Annotated in this window: 21 protein-coding genes and 1 pseudogene; 2 read left to right on the forward strand and 20 right to left on the reverse strand. The window is 57.1% G+C overall.

The annotated features are described in order from the left end of the window. Positions 1-381 precede the first annotated feature (381 nt). The 8 genes and pseudogenes from CXP40_RS23045 to CXP40_RS23085 form a co-directional block, all read right to left on the reverse strand. A pseudogene (locus CXP40_RS23045) lies at positions 382-2,649 on the reverse strand (DEAD/DEAH box helicase family protein); the annotation flags it as partial. A gap of 8 nt (positions 2,650-2,657) precedes the next feature. Next, positions 2,658-3,421 (reverse strand): IS5 family transposase gene (locus CXP40_RS23050; protein WP_106735623.1). Its coding sequence is split into 2 segments (ribosomal slippage): positions 2,658-3,106 and positions 3,106-3,421, totalling 765 coding nucleotides; the frame shifts between segments, so codons are not numbered across the junction. A 217-nt stretch (positions 3,422-3,638) separates the two neighbouring features. Further along, positions 3,639-3,926 carry a type II toxin-antitoxin system RelE/ParE family toxin gene (locus tag CXP40_RS23060; protein WP_014818489.1) on the reverse strand — a complete coding sequence of 96 codons (288 nt, stop codon included), beginning with the start codon at positions 3,924-3,926 and terminating at the stop codon, positions 3,639-3,641. Continuing rightward, complete coding sequence (locus CXP40_RS23065; protein ID WP_003284884.1) at positions 3,916-4,155, reverse strand: type II toxin-antitoxin system RelB/DinJ family antitoxin; 240 nt, start codon at positions 4,153-4,155, stop codon at positions 3,916-3,918. Before CXP40_RS23065 ends, CXP40_RS23060 begins: the two co-directional genes overlap by 11 nt. Positions 4,156-4,610: 455 nt before the next feature. Then, positions 4,611-5,405 carry an NYN domain-containing protein gene (locus CXP40_RS23070; protein WP_106735624.1) on the reverse strand — a complete coding sequence of 265 codons (795 nt, stop codon included), beginning with the start codon at positions 5,403-5,405 and terminating at the stop codon, positions 4,611-4,613. After that, the gene (locus tag CXP40_RS23075; protein WP_106735625.1) at positions 5,402-6,625 is read right to left on the reverse strand and encodes a hypothetical protein; all 1,224 of its coding nucleotides are present in this window, start codon (positions 6,623-6,625) and stop codon (positions 5,402-5,404) included. The genes CXP40_RS23070 and CXP40_RS23075 overlap by 4 nt, the downstream gene beginning before the upstream one ends. Before the next feature lie 219 nt (positions 6,626-6,844). Then, complete coding sequence (locus CXP40_RS23080) at positions 6,845-7,708, reverse strand: hypothetical protein (protein WP_101193810.1); 864 nt, start codon at positions 7,706-7,708, stop codon at positions 6,845-6,847. Next, positions 7,708-8,208: a hypothetical protein gene (locus CXP40_RS23085; protein ID WP_256579546.1), complete on the reverse strand. Its 501-nt coding sequence runs from the start codon at positions 8,206-8,208 to the stop codon at positions 7,708-7,710. Before CXP40_RS23085 ends, CXP40_RS23080 begins: the two co-directional genes overlap by 1 nt. A gap of 92 nt (positions 8,209-8,300) precedes the next feature. Between CXP40_RS23085 and CXP40_RS23090 the strand changes: the two genes are divergently transcribed. After that, complete coding sequence (locus CXP40_RS23090) at positions 8,301-8,555, forward strand: XRE family transcriptional regulator (protein WP_106735626.1); 255 nt, start codon at positions 8,301-8,303, stop codon at positions 8,553-8,555. Positions 8,556-8,618: 63 nt separating this feature from the next. On the opposite strand, the gene istB is transcribed toward CXP40_RS23090, so the two are convergent. The 3 genes from istB to CXP40_RS24325 all read right to left on the reverse strand — a co-directional run bounded on the left by istB (position 8,619) and on the right by CXP40_RS24325 (position 11,327). After that, a complete protein-coding gene (gene istB, locus CXP40_RS23095) occupies positions 8,619-9,353 on the reverse strand; it encodes an IS21-like element helper ATPase IstB (protein WP_106735627.1) in 735 nt (244 codons plus the stop codon). Next, a complete protein-coding gene (istA, locus tag CXP40_RS23100) occupies positions 9,347-10,906 on the reverse strand; it encodes an IS21 family transposase (RefSeq protein WP_106735628.1) in 1,560 nt (519 codons plus the stop codon). Before istA ends, istB begins: the two co-directional genes overlap by 7 nt. A gap of 223 nt (positions 10,907-11,129) precedes the next feature. Then, on the reverse strand, positions 11,130-11,327 hold the full coding sequence (locus CXP40_RS24325) for a helix-turn-helix domain-containing protein (protein WP_106735629.1): 198 nt from the start codon (positions 11,325-11,327) through the stop codon (positions 11,130-11,132). 85 nt (positions 11,328-11,412) lie between these two features. On the opposite strand from CXP40_RS24325, the gene CXP40_RS23750 reads away from it, so the two are divergent. After that, positions 11,413-12,465, forward strand: coding sequence for a hypothetical protein (locus CXP40_RS23750; RefSeq protein ID WP_157831710.1), 1,053 nt, complete (start codon positions 11,413-11,415; stop codon positions 12,463-12,465). On the opposite strand, the gene CXP40_RS23110 is transcribed toward CXP40_RS23750, so the two are convergent. The 9 genes from CXP40_RS23110 to CXP40_RS23150 form a co-directional block, all read right to left on the reverse strand. Beyond that, positions 12,401-12,706 carry a hypothetical protein gene (locus tag CXP40_RS23110; RefSeq protein WP_157831711.1) on the reverse strand — a complete coding sequence of 102 codons (306 nt, stop codon included), beginning with the start codon at positions 12,704-12,706 and terminating at the stop codon, positions 12,401-12,403. The genes CXP40_RS23750 and CXP40_RS23110 overlap by 65 nt on opposite strands. 106 nt (positions 12,707-12,812) lie before the next feature. After that, a complete protein-coding gene (locus CXP40_RS23115) occupies positions 12,813-13,265 on the reverse strand; it encodes a chromate resistance protein ChrB domain-containing protein (RefSeq protein ID WP_106735631.1) in 453 nt (150 codons plus the stop codon). A 14-nt stretch (positions 13,266-13,279) separates the two neighbouring features. Next, positions 13,280-13,606, reverse strand: coding sequence for a rhodanese-like domain-containing protein (locus tag CXP40_RS23120; RefSeq protein WP_106735632.1), 327 nt, complete (start codon positions 13,604-13,606; stop codon positions 13,280-13,282). A 10-nt stretch (positions 13,607-13,616) separates the two neighbouring features. Continuing rightward, positions 13,617-14,948, reverse strand: a complete 1,332-nt coding sequence (chrA, locus tag CXP40_RS23125) for a chromate efflux transporter (protein ID WP_256579550.1) — start codon at positions 14,946-14,948, stop codon at positions 13,617-13,619. Between the two features lie 29 nt (positions 14,949-14,977). After that, positions 14,978-15,931 (reverse strand): chromate resistance protein ChrB domain-containing protein, encoded by a 954-nt coding sequence (locus CXP40_RS23130; RefSeq protein WP_371916980.1) that lies wholly within the window; start codon positions 15,929-15,931, stop codon positions 14,978-14,980. 155 nt (positions 15,932-16,086) lie between these two features. Beyond that, a complete protein-coding gene (locus CXP40_RS23135) occupies positions 16,087-16,374 on the reverse strand; it encodes a hypothetical protein (protein WP_256579548.1) in 288 nt (95 codons plus the stop codon). Between the two features lie 13 nt (positions 16,375-16,387). After that, positions 16,388-16,801: a hypothetical protein gene (locus tag CXP40_RS23140; protein WP_106735635.1), complete on the reverse strand. Its 414-nt coding sequence runs from the start codon at positions 16,799-16,801 to the stop codon at positions 16,388-16,390. Between the two features lie 557 nt (positions 16,802-17,358). Further along, complete coding sequence (locus tag CXP40_RS23145; protein WP_256579549.1) at positions 17,359-17,760, reverse strand: hypothetical protein; 402 nt, start codon at positions 17,758-17,760, stop codon at positions 17,359-17,361. 10 nt (positions 17,761-17,770) lie between these two features. After that, complete coding sequence (locus CXP40_RS23150) at positions 17,771-18,178, reverse strand: hypothetical protein (RefSeq protein WP_106735636.1); 408 nt, start codon at positions 18,176-18,178, stop codon at positions 17,771-17,773. Positions 18,179-18,183: the final 5 nt, after the last annotated feature.

Below are 18,183 nucleotides of genomic sequence, written 5' to 3' on the forward strand. Positions count from 1 at the left end.
TAAATCATGCCAATTAACCTGCCCGTCGACAACACGCTGTCGACGGGCGACAAACCTGGCATTCCGAATCACAGATAAATTCAATTAAATCAACAACTTACGAAATATAATGGGCACCATTATTGGCATGATTGAGCCACATAAAGTGGCATTTTCCGCCGAAATTACCGCAATAAATGGCATTTTCCGTAAGCCCCTGAAACGAGCCGCGTGCAGCACTACATTTCAGCAATACAAGCTACGCGCTGGAGGCAGACCTCAAGCCACAGCCTGGATTGACAACCTGTCAATGCAACCCAGATTACGGCGAATCCACCGAGTAGGAAACAGACGCTTTCCGACTCCGACAGACGGAAAGCTTGGTGGCTGTATGAAGACTCGCTAGCCCTTTGCCAGCAGCTCCATTGAGCTGGACGAATCAGAAAATCGATAGCCCATAGCCTTGTAACCCGCTTGGCGCTTACTCCACATACGGAGCAATGCAGGATGTCCGGAATCGATGAAGTCGATGATGCGCACATCCGCCTTACTCGCATGTTCCCGATGCAGGCGGCCCGCATACTGCTGGAGAGTGCCCTTCCAGGAAACCGGCATGGCCAGTACCAAGGTATCCAGTGCCGGGTGGTCAAAACCCTCTCCAACCAATTTCCCGGTTGCCAGGATTACCCGTGGTGCATCTGCTGGCAGTGCTTCCAGTTCGCCAATTAGCGCAGCGCGTTGCTTCTTGGACATCCGCCCATGCAGCGTGAATAGGTTCTCGACCCGGCCAACCAGCCTTTCCTCTATTGCACTGAGGTGATCCGTTCGCTCAGTCAGCACCAGGATCTTCCGTCCTTGGTCAAAAGCCTCTCCGACCTCGGCAACAACTTTGGCTGTTCGCTCAGTGTCGTTGCACACCTGCAAGAAGACATCTTGGATGCCTGTCCCTTCGGGCATGACTATCGGTCGAGAAAGCCACTGCGGCGTCACGGCCAGATCAGCGGGAGCACCCTCCGGCCTACTCGCTGTATGCCGAATGGGCCCGCACTGCATGAAGATAATCGGCTGCTGGCCATCACGACGTACTGGCGTAGCGGTCAGACCCAAGACATATTTGGCCCCAGCAGCCTTGAGGAGGGCCTCGAACGAAAAGGCTGACAGGTGGTGGCACTCATCTACGATGATTTGCCCGTAGTTTTTCACCTGCTCGCTGACTTCGCCCTGCCGCGACAAGGACTGCATTACGGCAATGTCGATGATGCCTGTCGGCTTGGCCTTACCACCGCCGATGGTGCCGATCTTCGTTTTGTCTGCCCCCAGAAACGCCTGCAAACGCTCCTTCCACTGCTGGAGCAACTCCGTCCGGTGCACCAGCACCAGCGTGTTCACACCGCGCTGGGCAATCAGCGCGGCAGCCGTGACGGTTTTGCCAAAAGCAGTGGGCGCACAGAGGACGCCGGTGTCGTGCGCCAACATGCCTTCGAGAGCAGCCTCTTGATCCTGGCGTAGCGTGCCCGCAAAGTGGACATCGATGGGCTCTCCAGCGAAGCGCTCATCGTGCAGCACCAACTCAATCCAGTTGTCTTGCAGCAACGTCCTCACGTCATCCAAGCAGCCACGGGGCAAGGCGATATGCTGAGGAAAATTTTCCGCGCAACCAATGATCCGGGGCTTGTTCCACACAGGCAGACGCATTGCCTGTGCCTTGTAGAACTCCGGATTCTGAAAGGCCGCCAAGCGGATCAGCTTGTTGACTAATGGCTGGGGCAGTTCGGACTTGTCGAAATAGATCTGGTTGGCCAAGGTAACGTTCACTGACTCGGGTAACGGACAAGCCAACTTCTGAGTCTTTTCCGCTGTGCGCTGCCAGGGTTTCGGCTCGTCGTCATCCGCTACTGCGGTGACATCCAACGGATGGCGACCTCCAGTGGCCAGCAGGGTTTTCGGCACAATATCCTGCACGGGCATAGGCTGAATGCTGGCCAGAAATGCCCACTGGTCGGGATGGGGCGTCAGCGTCTCATCGACAAAAACACTGCCGCCAAACGCGCGGGCCCGCTTCTGCAAGGGCAAGGCAATCAAGTTACCAAAGCCGCCTTTGGGCATGCTGTCCTGATTTGGAAACAGTCGGTCATACGAGCTCAGCGTCAGTTGCCGGGTGCGCTCGCAGGTATGACTGATGATCGCGGAGCCGAGCAGGCGCGCCTCATAGGCGGGGACATTACGCTCGAAGAAAATCCAGGCATGCGCCCCGTTACCGGAGCGGGAAATCTCCAGGGCCACCGGCACACCCAACTCGCGGCAAGACTGAGCGAACGCCATGACATCCGCGCGCCAATCGGCCTCGTCAAAATCCACTGCCAGGAAGTAGCAGGTGTCGTCTGGCAGCAACGGGTAAACGCCGATAACAATCTCTCCCGCCAGATGCTTGTAGAGCACCTGATCAGTCAGCGGCAGGAGTTGGCGGAACGAGCAGTCTCCGCACTTGATCCGTGGCTTCTCACACACGCCTGGACGCCATTCATTGGCGCACGCCGGTGAGTAGCCCGATTTACCGGCCTTGCTTTCCCAGCGCACGGGAAACACATCGGCACGGCCCCGAAACAGTCGCCTGAACAACGCCAACTTGGCATCCGTGTCGAGACTCGAACTTATCAGTGGAGGCGGGCTAGGGCCTGTTAACACAACCTCAGTCCGTCAACGATCAGGGCAAAATTAACGAAGCCGATGAACATGACATCGAGCTTTTCAAAGCGGGAGAAAATTCTGCGAAATCCTTTCAAGCGCCGAAACAGACGCTCTACCTCATTTCGGCGCTTATAGATTTCTCGGTCATATTCCCAGGGATTGATGCGAGTCCTCAGCGGAGGAACCACTGGGATAAAGCCCAGGTCCAGCGCAAGCTGACGGGTTTCGTTGCCCTCGTAAGCACGATCCATCAGCAGATGCAGCGGTCTTCCTTGCTCGCCCAGCTTGCGAAGCAGGTCGCGACCTGCCGGTGCGTCGTGTGCCTGCCCGGGTGACAGGGAGAACGCTATGGCTGTTCGATCATTCGCGGCAACCAGATGAATCTTGGTGTTCCAACCGCCTCGGGATTTTCCAATAGCTTGAGGGCCGTTTTTTTTCGAGCGCCAGTGCCATCGGGATGCACCTTGATGCTGGTGCTATCCAGGGACACCGCCTCGATCTTGATCCGGACAATTTGGGATTGCTGCAACTGGGCGAACACCCGATCCAACACACCCGACCTCGACCAGCGGCTCATGCGGGTGTAGATGGTGTGCCAATTGCCAAAGCGCTTCGGCAAGCCGCGCCACTTGCAGCCATGCTCAGCGACATAGAGGATCGCGTTCAACACGTTCAGGTTGGACAGACTTACGTTGCCCCGCTGTCGCGGGAAGCAATGCTCAATGATCGAGAATTGTTCGGGGGTAATTTCCATGCGCGAAGTATCACGCATGGAGAGACTTGAAGCTAATTAGCGTTAACAGGCCCTAGTCGGTTCGACTAGCGGCGGCTCGTCAGGCAAGCGCCACTCAATACCATGCGCTTCCAACAGCGCGATCAAGCGCGCATTTTCGGCCCGTAGATGCTCAAGCAGATCATCACCACTCATCGTGCCGAGACCACCTTTCAGTCATGGGGAACAGCTGAGCCCGCTATTTAAGACGCTCGGCTGCCTTGCGATAGGCCTGCTCACGCTCACGGCGATCAACCGCGACCACAAACACCACCACCTCGTGGTCAAGCACCTGGTACACCAGGCGATAACCACTGCTGCGCAGCTTGATCTTGTAGCAGTCCGGCAGCGAATGGAGCCGATTGGCTTCAATGCGCGGATTCAGCAACACCTCAGCGAGCTTTTTCTTCAGCTGCTGGCGAACGGTATCACCCAGTTTTTGCCATTCCTTCAGTGCCCGCGCATCAAACTCAAGGCTATAGATCATCCAACGCAACCTTCACGCGCTGCGGAGCGGCCAGGCGTTCACGAACCGTAGCGATTAACGCTTCATCTTCCTCGGTCATCAGCACCGGGCGAAATGGCAGCTGTCCGCGCTCGGCTACATACTGCAAGGCCTGGCGCATCAGCTCAGAGGGGGTGACGCCAAGCTTTTCCAGCTCCTGATAAGCACGCGCCTTAAGCTCGTCGTCGATGCGGATATTGATGGACGCCATGGTGCGGCCCTCACTGTAATGACATTCGTATTTACAGTGACAGGGTAGCCGTCGTTTGGCAAGCGGGTTGGCACCCCCGCCAGTAACACACCGACCAAGTGCCTCCTGACTGCGGCACCTCACCCCAGGTGCCCGGTAGCCACATAATGCTGAAGTGGTCGCCAGCACCCTGTCCGCAGCGGGGCACTATTGAACATAGCGCCCGTTATACGCACCCCACATGCCCGACCCATTTTTCAGGAAACAAAAAACCCGCCGAAGCGGGTTCTTTCCTGACCATCCAACATCCTGTCGATGCGTCCTAGCAATGGCCAATCATCCTTGATGCCGAGCACATCCGTTGCTCAGTGGATGGGGCCAGATTAGTGCTCACAAGGCCATGCAGGAAGCGGCCAACAACGTCAGGCCATGTAAGCCATTCGCTATAGCAGCTATATGTGGTCTCAGCGAAAAGGTTAGGCCACTGAAGTAGCAGATCGCCTCTTGTACCTAATCTGAGGGTGATTGTTAACTCGCTTCATCTCGAAAAGATCGATGGCCGCAAAAAGGTCTACCAAACGTGGATAACCGTAGTTCCGGGCATCGAACGAAGCCTGATTACCGATCCGACTACCCACCGTTGCCAAAGAGGCCCAGCCATCTTCGCTCTCTGCATATGCGACCGCGTTGCGAAGCAGATTCATTAGCTTGGTATCACCTTTGAGTTCCTTGCAGGTTTTTCTCTCGGGAGCAGGCACGAGCCCTGAGTCTTCAACTGCCAAGCTTTTTTCCAGATGCGTGATCAGAGCACCGACCTGGTCATCCGTCAGCTCTGGTTGATCAACATACAGAAATCGTGAGCACGCATTCACGAAAGGCTCAGGCGTTTTGCGTTCACCAAAACCCACGACCTGCTTGCCTTCGGCCCGCAGTCGCATGACTAGTGGGGTGAAATCGCAGTCGGACGAAACCAAGCAGAAGACATCGACTGGCTTATTGAACAGTACATCCATGGCATCAACAGCCATGGCCATGTCTGTCGCGTTCTTACCTTTAACCAGATCGAACTGCTGAATAGGCTGTATTGCATGCTCATGCAGCACTTTGCCCCACGGATCCAGGCATGGGTTTTTCCAGTTGCCGTAGGCCCGACGAATAGACACCGAGCCATAGGAGGCAAGCTCAGCGAGCACGTCCCCTATCTTGCGGCTTGGAGCATTGTCAGCATCAATGAACATGGCAACGTTCAAACTCTGTTGCTGACCACTCATACGAAACTCCCTCTAGCAGTGGACATCCAGTCCAACGCGCCCTCAGATCCAATATTGCTGAACAATTCTGCCGCCTGCTTCTTGGCCTTTGCCTCGTCAGCAGCACTTAATGGCGCCAGCCTTACGCCCTCATCGCCAGCAACATAGAGCGGGCCACCTTGATCATCGTCGTACTCTTGATCTGCGTACATGCCACCATCATGGTATGCCCGCAGCGTACTCTCACGCAGGTCGGTTCCCATATGCTCGGCAAGGTAAACCCAGACCCAGTTCTGAAATAGGTTGCCTCGGTCATCTTCATCGATCAGATCGCGCATCGCATCGACATCACCATGCAAAGCTGCCTGATGATTCCAATGCCTTGCAGAGGCATCATCACCAGCGCCCTGAGCCAACCAGGCTAAAGAACGCATTGCCTCCACATGACCTAAAGCAGCAGCCTCCTTGTACCAATGCTCAGCTTGCCCATGGTCGCCTCGATGCTCAGCACGCTGCGCCTTATCAAGAGCAATATCTAACCTGGCATCTGCCCATCCCAGACGCGCAGCCTCAGTCAAATGAAGTGCCTCCCGCTCGGCGTTAAGCAGCTGAGTCTTATAGGCCGTCGCCCATTCGAGCTGCACCCCATCAAGATCACGGCCCTGCTCCATCAGTGAATACCAATAAGCGGAGCCCTCCTCTTCACTGAGGTCATCGCCTCTATATATAAGTGCCAAAGCATAGTGAGCTGCCGCGCTGCCCCTCGAAGCCAAACCGTTTAGGCCGTCAATCAACAACGCGATTTTTGCAGGGTCGAGAGATGGAGGCTGGTTGCCTGCTGACTCAGAGTCAGAGGCTTCATCCTCGACCTCCTCATCAATGTCATACCAGTCCTCGGGGTATGCCCAATAGCCTTGTTGAAGGGTATCTATAACCAACTCAACGGAGGCAACCCCCAGACACTGATCAGCAATCATGCTTAACAAGGCCGCACCAGCCGAGTCAGCAACCGACTCATAACCCAACTCGGCTAAACGACGATGAAGTGTTGCCAGTGAAGAGGCCACTGGCACTGGCGCACGCTCCATTACAGCCATGACGTGGCCCGCATCCAACGAAGCACGGGTATTGAACCCAAAGCTCGCTGCAAATAGCTCATAGATATGCGAGTGCCGAAATGACTGCTGGGTAGCAGACTCAAGCTGCTGCTTGGTGGCGTAAACGAGTTCTTTGATAGCCATGAAACCAATCCTCATCGCCTGACGTACGGAGCGAACGGCACACGTTTAAGCCCCGGACATCCAGGCTTGGAAGGGTTTCTCAGCTAGAGAGATATGAATCGAAGGAATGCGAAGCCTTTTTTAACTCGTGTGCAAGTTGGGCGGGCGCCTGCCACAGATTCTAGCTAGCAATCTGTCGCAAAGTCGAGCGCTGCGCCAGCCGACTCGCTAGACACCATTTCACTTGCTGGAGGAGCTGGCTTCCAGCAGGGAAAGAATCCACTGGACAGGAGCATCCTGCCCCTGCGTGTCAAAGACGAACTCTTGCCCTCTGGCCACACTGTTGAGCAAACACTCATCACCAACTACGCGCCATCGACGTTCATCACCGTGATAACTCAGCTGTGAGCGTCCATCTACTGGAGCCAAAAAGCTTGGAAGCCTCCAGCTAGTCTGGGCATTACTCTCGGGGGCTGTCAGCACCAACCTCTGATCGAAATGCGTGAATACACCTGCTCCTTGAGCATGGGTGTGAGCGTCGCCAATGACTAGCTGATCTGCCGACTCGTACAGGGTATTAGATGCATCTGGGGAGTAGGCGAAATGCGGGTGATAGCGGGCCCAAAGCATTTCATCGCTAGGGAGTTCATCGACCTGGTGAATCCGCCCAATCTGCATCCAGCCCCAGATTATATGGCGTGCCCGTTCCGTTCTTTTGAAACGCCAGCCATCTGCTGTCTGCTCAACAGACCTAAAAGATCCGAAGAACAGGAACACATCACCGACCTGAACGCCCTGCTTACGCAGGTGCCCCTGGGCACTACCGGTCTGCCCCAATAAAGGTTTCCAACCAGGCAATCGCGGTAAAGAATCAGCACGCAGGTCTGGATCTAAGTGGGCGAAATGGCGACTCCGCTTGGCATCGCCTGTGAGCTCTACAACCAGATCACCAACGTTCATATCCCCAAACGACAGGTCTTGATAGGCAATGGGGGAGCCTTTATCCGGAATGGGCAATGAAAGCATGCGCCCATCCGGAAAAATCGGGCTTGGACACCCCCCTGCCGTGGAATCAAAACCTTTGCGGCTCAGGATGATGCGCATCAGCGGCCTCCGCATTTAGATGTGCTGGTGAGTTCATCTTCAGGCCACTGTGTCGGATTGCCATGCCTACCCGGTTGGTAACGCGACCGTATAAAAGAAATAAAACGCTCGGCTAACGCTTCGGAGGACTGTATGCCATGCGCCGACTGCCCACCGGGCAGTGCAGGTCGAACTGCTTCAGGGAGCGCTATAGCTTGAGCTCCGAAGTAATAGAACTCATCGGCAATCAGGGCGTACTGTCCAGATACATCCCGACGTAGATCATCATCACTGGGAGCATCAGCCCCCGTATCCCAGTGATTGGGATTACGCACTTGCTCAAAATGTCCCGGCTCAAATGCACCTGGCACAAGGGGCCGGTAGATGTTATCCCCCGCTTTGGGGACAGGGCCGGACTTGCCTAGGTTAGGCGTTTTATCCTGGAATGTGGGCGCTGGCGGTTCTGACGCTTTATTCCAGTGGTTCTGACCCACTCGCACTGGAGGTACTGACCCACCCATTCCAGTGATTGTGATCCACTGCGCCGATGATTCTGATCCACCTCTAAAACGTTAAACTACCTGCTCTATCCTTCCATTGCAGGTCGCCGCAATTGATTGAAGAAGGCAGCCCAAACGTCTATGCCGACCTTGGTTGCACCGACGCTGATGCAATGCAGCGCAAAGCCATGCTCGTCGTGCGTATCAGCGATGCAATTTCTGCCAAGTCACTAAGGTTGGCTCAGGCGGCGAGAGTGATGGGCATCGAGGCATTTTGTCTGGAAGACTGGTTAAAGGGGCATTTCCGAGATGCCGACGAAACCCTACTGCATGCCTGTCTGTGCCACCTTGAAATGCAGCCTCACTGATTAGATTATTTTCGCGGACGCGAAAATGACGAAGGGGGCATCGCCCCCTTCGTGGTCTATCAGCTATGCCTTGGCAGCCTGCTTGCGCAGGGACTCGCCCTTGAGCCCGATACGGTGTGAGCGGTGGACGATGCGATCCAGGATGGCCTCGGCCAGCGTGGCGTCGTTGAACATGCTATGCCAGTGCTCAGTAGGGAATTGACTGGTGATGATCAGTGAACCGGTCTGCATGCGCTGATCGACAATATCCAGCAAGGTATACCCCACCGTGGGCTCGACCGGAGCCAGGCCGAAGTCATCGAGGATGAGTAGATGGACTCTGCTCAAGGCTGTTCGGTACTTGGGCAGAGAGCCATCGCCAATAGCGATTTGCAGCTCTTCATAGAGTTTCGAGGCGCTTTTGTAGACCACCGAGTAGCCCTGTCGGCAGGCTTGGCTACCAAATGCGCAGGCGAGCCAGCTCTTGCCTGTACCGGTGGCTCCGGTCAACAACAGATTCTGTTGCTGACCGATCCAGGAGCATCCCGCCAGGCCGGCAATCACCTGTTTATCCAGGCCTCGACTGCTGCGGTAGTCCACATCCTCCAGGTGTGCGGCATAGCGCAACTTTGCCTGTTTCAGCAGCCGAGACAGTTTGCGATTCTCGCGCTCGCTGAGTTCACGATCCACCATCAGGCCCAGGCGATCATCGAAGGGCAGTTCCTGCATTCGCGGCTGCTCAAGTTGGTCGCGATAGGCCTTGGCCATGCCGGACAGTTGCAGTTGTTGGAGCTTGCTTTGGGTCTGTTGGTTCAGCATGTCGAGCGATCCTTTTCATCGGCAAAGTAATGGGCACCACGCAGGTTTTCGTGAGCCGGTGTCGAGCTGGGTAAAGCTTTCAGGCCAGGGCGTTTGTCGGGTTGCTCGCGCAAAATGGATTGCAGGCTTTTCAAGGCAAAGGTCTTGATGGTCAGCGCGTAGGCGCAGGCCTCCTCCAGTCGGACATCGCCGTGCAAGCGAGCTTCTTTACGCAAGGCGCTGGCAGCCTTGTGTCCGTTGGCCACATCGGTACGTTCGGTCAGGTGATAGTGCAGGTGTCGCAGCAGTGCAGGCCCGACTCGCTCGCCCCAGGCGAGCAATGCAGCGGGCTCACTGTCAGCGTAATACTGGTGGTTCGGCGGCCGGTGCTCCGGCTGCATGCTGATGCCGGAAACATACTGCCGGGCATGACTGCTGACGCGCAGGTGATTGTGGAAAACCTCCACGACCGCCCCCGTAGCACGTACATCCACTTGCTGCTGTACCAATCGGCTCGGTACGGAATAGTGGTGGTTGTCGTACTCCACCAAGTAGTCGCTACGCACCCGTACCTTGAAGCGCCAATCGGCATGCTCGTAGGCGTGGATCGGCAGCGGCTGGAGTGCAGGCTGATCCACCTCAACGAACAGGCTGTGCCGACTACAGCCAGGCTGTCGCTTGAACGGGCGTTGGTTGAATGCCGGTAACAATTCCAGGATGGCCTGATTGAGTTCTGCCAAACTGAAGAAACGACGGTGACGAAGGGCTGCCAGCAGCCAGCGCTGAACCAGTTTCACTCCGGCCTCCACCTTGCCCTTGTCTTTGGGTTTACGCGGGCGCGCCGGCAGAATGACGGCTTGGTAATGTTGGGCCAGTTGCTGGTAGATCAGGTTGAGCTGGACTTCATCCTTGCCATGCTTGATCACTGCCGCCTTGAGGTTGTCAGGAACCAGCAGGCGTGGCACTCCCGCGAAGAAATTGAAGGCCTGCACATGGCAGTGCATCCAGTCTTCAATGCGCTGGCTCCACACGGCACAGGCGAAGGTGTAGCTGGAGTAGCCCAGCACGCCGACGAATATCTGCGCCATCCTCGGCTCCGATTGACCGTCCAGGTAGATCGGCATGGTCTTGCCAGAGAAGTCCAAAAACAGCTTGTCGCCAGGCTGATGCAGCTGACGCATTGCCAATGGTTGCTGCTGTAGGAAGCGGCGATAGCTGGACGTGAACTGCGAATAGGCGATGCCGTCTGGCTCGGTGGCCCGCCATTCACGCCATAGCAATTCCAGGGTGACGCTGGGATTACGCATTTCCGCATGCACCCAGTTCCAGTCGGGGCAGGCTTTCAAGCGAAAGCCGTTGAATGGCTTAATCCCCAGACGCCCATAAAGCTGCTCGTCGCTCCATTCAGCAAGCTGATCCACATCGAGGACAATGCTTTCCAAGTGGCGTCGCAAACGCTTGAGGCTGTTGCGCGAAAGCCCCGTGCTATGAGCGATTTCGCGTGTCGATAAACGTGTGCCATAGTGCAGGCGCACGGCTTCGCGCAGCAGGCGCGGTTCAATCCTGACTCTCATCCATACTCCTTCGTACCCTGTAGAGGGCGCTGAACGGCAGGTAGTACCTGCCCCTCGGCCTTGACAGCCGATAGAAGGACGCTGAGAATCCACAAGCGTTGAAGGTGCTTATGTCATCTAGAAAAAGGCTCGGAGTTGCTGCTCCGGGCCTTTTTTGCGTCCACAGTTTTTGTTGCTCGCATGACCTAATCGATAGCGTGATGTCCTGTAGTTTTTCTGGGCCCTAGTGGCCGTGGCTGCCGGATACTCCAGCCTGCGCGGCCAGCCACCGTTCGACCTCCTGCTTGAGAAACAAGCGGCGGCGACCGACGCGGAACGAAGGCGGCATCGGCAAGCCCATGCTCAATCGGTTGCGCGCCGTATGCTCAGAAATTCTGAGAATCTGGCTCACCTCCATGAGTGTCATCGTCTCCACCGTCATCCCCTTGCCTGCACTGCAATATCCCGATAGCGCATGCTAGGCAGTTGGTGGATGCCCAACTACTAGCCAGACTGGACACTTGATTTTGCCGCTCTACCTGGACGATGAATTTCTCGACTCTTTCGTATACGAGGATGTGGCGGTTGCCCTCTGGGCAATCAGGCTGCACGCTGCTGACATAGCTGTTACGCCCGCAATCGCGCTGCGGCTGATCAGGCAGTACCTACAGCCACTGATCCCGCCTGAGCATTGCCATGTGCTTTATGGGCAGCGCATAGCGACCTGGAATGGCATTTGGGGAATTTATGCGGATCTGGGCTGCTGTGTTGGCAAGAGCAACAATCCGCATCTGTTTGAAGTAATGAAGGCAGTGGAGCTTGTTCATCACTTCACGACTTGGCCGCCAAGGGAGTACACATTCCCGACTGTTATTGAGGTCACCTACTTCCTCAGCATGTGCACTCAACTGAAGATCCCCATGCCGAGTCATTTGCGCTTGGAAAATGGTCAGCGACTTGATCCGTTCAGCTTTTGCACGTTGTGTTGGCGGCAGCCATTGCCTGGAAGAAAACTCTGCGCACACCACTCTCCCAATGTTCCGCTTCAGGATGAGGTCGGAACGCAAGCGGCGGCGGCACGCTACAAGTCAGGCGTTCGCCAAAGAGAGAGGTTCGATAAAGCAGTAAATCGCATACTGACCAAGGAAGTGACCGAGTTCCATGAAGGGCTCTTCACTCCCGTGGTGCTGTTCCCCGAACAGGGCATTGAAGCCTGGCTGGCTGAGCGTCGACCGCTGCTGTGGCAATTGCTCGGTGAACGGCAGCAGGCACTCAACGATACGAATGCAGTGAGCATGCTGCTTGATCTATTGCACTGTCCTGATGATCTGCCGCCCAAGGCCAATCAATTTTACCGACGGATCAATCAGCATCTGGATAAGCATCCATTACTGATCTGGCCAATGCTCATACGGGCCGAGGGCTGGCACCGATGCCGAGAAGACGTGCGGGGACAATGGGGCGGCAAACGCTCTGGAGCAGGGCGTCCTATACAGCCAGCCTTCGAGCCGTCAGCTACTTCGCCATGTACCGATCAACAACCGGGCGCAGCTCGCGGTTACGCTGAGCATAGGTCTTGATGACGTGCTGGTAGGTCTTTGCGTCCGAGCCCGGCAGCGAATACTGCACGTCGAATACCTCCTGATCCAAGGCTTCCCATTCGGCGATCAGGGCCGCATCTGGCTGCGCCTGCTGGCTCTCCGCATGGATCAGATAGGTCAAACTGGAGGTCAGGAAGTCGAGTGTGTCTTCAGCGCTTTCCAGTAGCTCCAGACATTGGTTGTGGGTCATTCCCAGCGCTTCCGCACCTGGTAAAAGCATCGCGTATCTCCTCTGAGTAAGTGCCGTGCACCACCATCACGGGGATGCACGGCCACCCTACAGCCTGCAACATCATCGTGGAGCCTGGCAGTGGCTGGCAATCGCCTCACATCTGTGGCGGCCAGTTATGCGACTCGCCCTGGCAATCCTTGCACCAGGCATACAGCGCGTCGTACAAAACCAGACCATGGCGTAGCATTTCATGGTCATCGGCGAAGGTCTGCGATAAGCCCAACGAGATGGCATACAGCCCTGCCGACTGTGGCGCAAGATCGAGCCTTGAGGTATCGGCACCGCGCACTATCTGCGCCAGTTGCTGCAAGGCCGGCTCATCCAATTGGTACTTCTTCAGGAATGCGTCGAAGCTGCACAACTCGCCTTCATGAGTGAGTTCAACACCTGGGATGTCGTAAGGCGTAGCGCCTTCCTCTCGCGCCAGGCGCAGCACGTCGCCACTCGGCACATAGAGAAATTCCGGCGCGGTGTCGATAAAACGGGCGATCAGCCAGGGGCAGGCAATCCGGTCGATCTTCGGGCGTTCACGGGTGATCCACTTCATGCAGCACCTCCTGCCTATCGGGATAGGCTCCGGGTGGGCTGGCCAGCGCTGCGCCAGCCAGCAAAACCATCGATCAAGTAGCGTGCATCCAGGCCCATGGCCTCCAGTGTGGCAGCGATGCCCTGGCTGATTTCATGCCCCTGGGCGCAATAGAGAATCACCGGCCTGTCCCGTGGCACCTGATCCTTCCAGGTAAATACATCTTCTGGGTCACGCCAGTGGGCGCCGGGAATTTCTGTGGCATCGGCAAGCCGAACGCTCGTGCGGCGTACATCCAGCAGGGCGAATGTCCGCCCTGCGGTTTGCCATTCTGCCAGTTCGCATATCGAGATTCGGCTCATCGTCCACCTCTCAGTTTTGCAGCAGGTGCACACCCAGTCCGACCAGCGCACAGGCAACCAGCACCTGGATCACGCCGCGCTTGAAGCGGAACAAGGCGACGGCCGCCGCCAGTGCGATCAACGCCGATGGCCAGTCGAAATGAGCATTGAAGCCTTGCGGCCAGAGCACGTGATAGCCGAAGAACAACGCCAGGTTGAGGATCACCCCGACCACAGCCGCCGTGATGGCGGTCAGCGGCGCGGTGAACTTCAGTTCGTTGTGGGTCGACTCCACCAGCGGGCCGCCGGCCAGGATGAACAGGAACGACGGCAGGAAGGTGAACCAGGTGACCAGGCTGGCGGCCACCGCGCCGGCCAGGAAGGCCTGGTCTGCACCGAACACTTGCTGCACATAGCCGCCGACAAAGCCAACGAAGGCCACCACCATGATCAGCGGCCCCGGCGTGGTCTCGCCCAGGGCCAGGCCATCAATCATCTGCGTCGGGGTCAGCCAGCCGTAATGACCGACTGCGCCTTGGTAGACGTAGGGCAGCACCGCATAGGCCCCGCCAAAGGTCAGCAGCGCGGCCTTGGTGAAGAACCAGCCCATCTGCGTCAGGGTGCCTTCCCAGCCGTACAGGGCGGTCAGCAAGCCCATGGGCAATGCCCACAGCGCCGCGCCAATGACGGCTAACAAGAGCAGGCGCGGCCAGCGAAAGCGCGCATGCTCCGGTGTCGGGGTGTCGTCATCAATCAGTGCCGGGCCGAAGGACTGCTTGGACGCGCCGTGGCCACCGCCGACACTGAATTTCTCAGGGGCGAATCGCCCGCCGAAGTAACCAATCACCGCAGCGCCCAGCACGATCAGCGGAAACGGTAGGTTGAGGGCGAAGATCGCCACGAAGGAGGCGGCGGCAATCGCCCACAGCCAGTTGTTCTTCAGTGCCCGCGAGCCGATGCGGTGCGCGGCCTGCACCACGATGGCGGTGACGGCCGGCTTGATGCCGTAGAACAGCCCGGCCACCACCGGCACTTCGCCGAAGGCGATATAGACCCAGGAGAGGCCAATCAGGATGAACAGCGACGGCAGCACAAACAGTACACCGGCAATCACCCCACCCCAGGTTCGATGCAGCAGCCAGCCGATATAGGTGGCCAACTGCTGGGCCTCTGGGCCGGGCAGCAGCATGCAGTAGTTGAGCGCATGCAGGAAACGCCGCTCGGAGATCCAGCGCCGCCGTTCCACCAGCTCCTGGTGCATGATCGAGATCTGCCCGGCTGGGCCGCCGAAGCTGATAAAGCCCAGCTTGAGCCAGAAGGCGAAGGCCTGCCAGAAACTGATCGGCTGCGGTGCTTGCGTCAGTGTTTCCGTATTGGGTGCGGCGGTTTGCGTCACGTCGTGGGTACTCCTTTGTCGAAGCTGGCCAGCAAACCATCGAAGATGGCGGAAGCAGCGGTCAGTAATTGATCATCTTGGGTCAGTGTTTCGCGCAGCCCTGCCAGCACACTCTCGATGCCGGCGGCTTCGGGCGGCTGTACGCCACCCACGTCGAGGTAGTGCACAAGCAGGCCCAGCCGGGCGATGGCGGGTTGCTCCAAACCGAAGCTTGTCGCCAGCACCTCAAAGGTGACGCGACTGCCGACATGGCTGAAGGTCGCGCCGTCGAAGTCGAAGCCCAGGGCATCGGCAGGGCAATCCATGGGGCTGGGCAGCCACAGAATCCTGGCCTGCGGATCGATAAAGCGGCGGATCAGCCAGGCACTGGCCAGACGATCCACCCACGGCCGTTGCCGGGTCGCCCAGGTGCGTCCCTGATAGTCGGCTGCATGCAACTGCGCGATGGCCCCGGCCATGGCGTGGGGCTCATCCGGGGACAGAACGCGGGCGCAGGCCAGTTCCAGCTCTTGCAAGGCTTGATCCGCCTGCTGCTGGGCCTGGCCAGGGAAAAAGTCGATTTCGACTAGGCTGGCGAAGGCCTTGCGGAGTTTTCGTGCCTGCTTGAGCGTGTCCTGTATGGTGTCGGCGGTCAGGGTGTTCCGCGACTGCATGACCTCAGCCAGTAAGGCCGCATACTCCTCGCCACGATCAAACAGATGGGTAAAGTTCGCACCTTCAGGCTCTTCCACGCGCAGCACATGGGCTGCCCCACCGGCTTCACGCACATCTGCGGCCAAACCATCCAGCGTGGCGCGGCAGTCCTCGCGTTCAGGCATCAGATAGACACCATCACGCAGCACTGCTGCCCCGGAGGCTTTCAGCGAGCGCCAAGCCCGTTGTCGAGCGGTGGCATTCTCAGTAGGCAAGGAAAGGATGAGTGCTAGAAGCTTCATTTTGTAGAGGTACATTCATTTATGAATAACTCTCTACATATTGATCTTCAGAAAAGGAGATCGCAAGCGTTTACGCTGCACCGACCTGCTTTCGGAGGTGGGTCAGAATCATCGGCGCAGTGGATCACAATCACTGGAATGGGCGGGTCAGAACCTCCAGCGCGGGCGGGTCACAATCGCTGGAATTGGGTGTCAGCATCGGTGGAATACACATGGAACAAGGGATCGCCGAAGTAGTCGCGTAGATGCAGTTTTTTCCCCACTTGCATCAGATAGATCAGGCGTTCTTCACCAACCCGATCTCCAGTCAGCGCCTTGGATGTGAATCCAGCGATCCAATCACCCTGTTTCTTTGAGCGGCGAATCTGCGGCTTGCAGGTAGCTAGCGTGAGTGTGTGGCCAAACGGATTTGGAGCAAATCCAGTGTCGTGGGTCATTTTGTAGCTGAACAACCGCATTGGTAGCTTCCTTTTACCAGCAGAACATCAAACTGAAGGGCTCGCCCGTACCGGCCTCAAGCCATTCCAAAGATACTCGATGCAAATCACCGAATGCCGTCTCGCAAAAGCAACCATGGCGGCTGTATGCGGACAGATCGTTCGCACACCCACCAAGGAAAAAACCATGGAGCGTAGTGAGGATGCCGGCGACTGGCAGCTCTAGCTTGCTCAGCGGCGTACCCAACTGCGTCGAGAGCCACTGTAAAGCTTCGACAGAAGCATGGTCTTTCAATGCTTCTGCCCCAAGTCCGGAATACAGCGCTTTGGCAGCCCCCAGAGATATGCATGCTCCCCAAGCCTGCATGCCCTGCCCTGAATCAAAAGCAACCATAAGATTGATGTGGGGTTCCACATCATTGATCTCGGGCCATTGAATGCGTGTCATCTGTGCCATCTCCTGTGTACTTGGACACGAAGACAGGCTTTAGGTCGCTCTAAGAGCCCGGAAAAAAGTGACGCGCATGCCAATTGCTAGCGATGAGTCGGTAACGCATCAGGCCCAGATTTTATTAACAATTTTGATAAATAAATCCTGAGGGTTGTGCCGATCCAGATGGAAATCTGGCCGGGACAGACCATGTTAGAACTACCCGGTAGGGGAAATCGAAACCTACCACGCTGTATCTGGTATGCAGCACATAGAAACCATCAATACGCTCAGTACGCATGACATCTGAAGTTCGTACTCGATGGCCGTCACTAAAGCGACCCCATGCATCAGCTTTGATGTGATCGTGCATCACGCCAAATCCGGCCCGTGCAATGATCTGCGCATTAGTGATGTACGCGGTCACTGGGCGCCCAAAACAAATTCGCCGCGCCTGAGCCAGCCTTCTCGCTGCGTAGCGTGATAGCTCTGCCATCCATCCTCCCCGCGCAATAGCGCAACAGAAAGCGTGTTATGCGCAGCCTGGTTCGAATCCCCAGCCAAGGGGCCCAGGCTCAGAAACGGATGCGGCCCACGGTTTCCAGCGCCGCGCGTTTGCGCTGGCCATCGCCAAGCATCAGGTAGACCGTATTCAACGTCCGGAACACGAAACCCTCCTCGAAAACAGACAGAAATGACGTACGCACTGAATCGCCGACATCCCAGCGACGCATCGAGTCGTACACAACTCCATCGGCATACAGCATCACCGGCATACGCTGCGTTTTTTCCAGTTCAAGGCGCTGAGCTTCGCTCACATCGAGGTCGATCCAACGCCAGTGACGAACCAAACAAAACTCGGAATAGGGGAAGCGCTCACGCGCAAAGGCCAGCGCCTGCTCATCGGTCATGTCTGAGCCGGTCATCGGTTCCCCGGCGCCAGAGAGCAGGTCAGTGATCGTTTGAAGATCGTCCAAAGCAAGACCCTCATTTCTCCTGGTCGTCGAAACCGGCTTGGAGTTGGCTCCAAACCGCTGCCAATGGCTTGAGCAGCCACTGCTCCTGCCCCTGCAAAAAACACAACTGAATCTCCAGACACGTCAGGGCGGCAATCACATGCGCCGGGCCCTGCTCAACCTGAGCATCGAGATACAGCAGGGTGGGGCGCGTCCGTGGATGCCGCTGACACGCTAACTCCACGGCCCGCAACATCAGCGCTGGATCTGCGTCCAACGCAGTCGACCAGCCCAGTACCCGTTGGCTCTTGAGGTCTTGCACCAGTGCGCAATGCAGCGCCTCCCCCGCGCAACGCAAGACTGCACCATCGACGATCCAGGCACTTTCCGGGCAGGCCTGGATGTCATCGAGACTAAAGCGTGGCGCCGAAGGGATCATGTGTA

The organism is Pseudomonas sp. YY-1 (assembly GCF_002843095.1).
Taxonomy (GTDB): domain Bacteria; phylum Pseudomonadota; class Gammaproteobacteria; order Pseudomonadales; family Pseudomonadaceae; genus Aquipseudomonas; species Aquipseudomonas sediminis_A.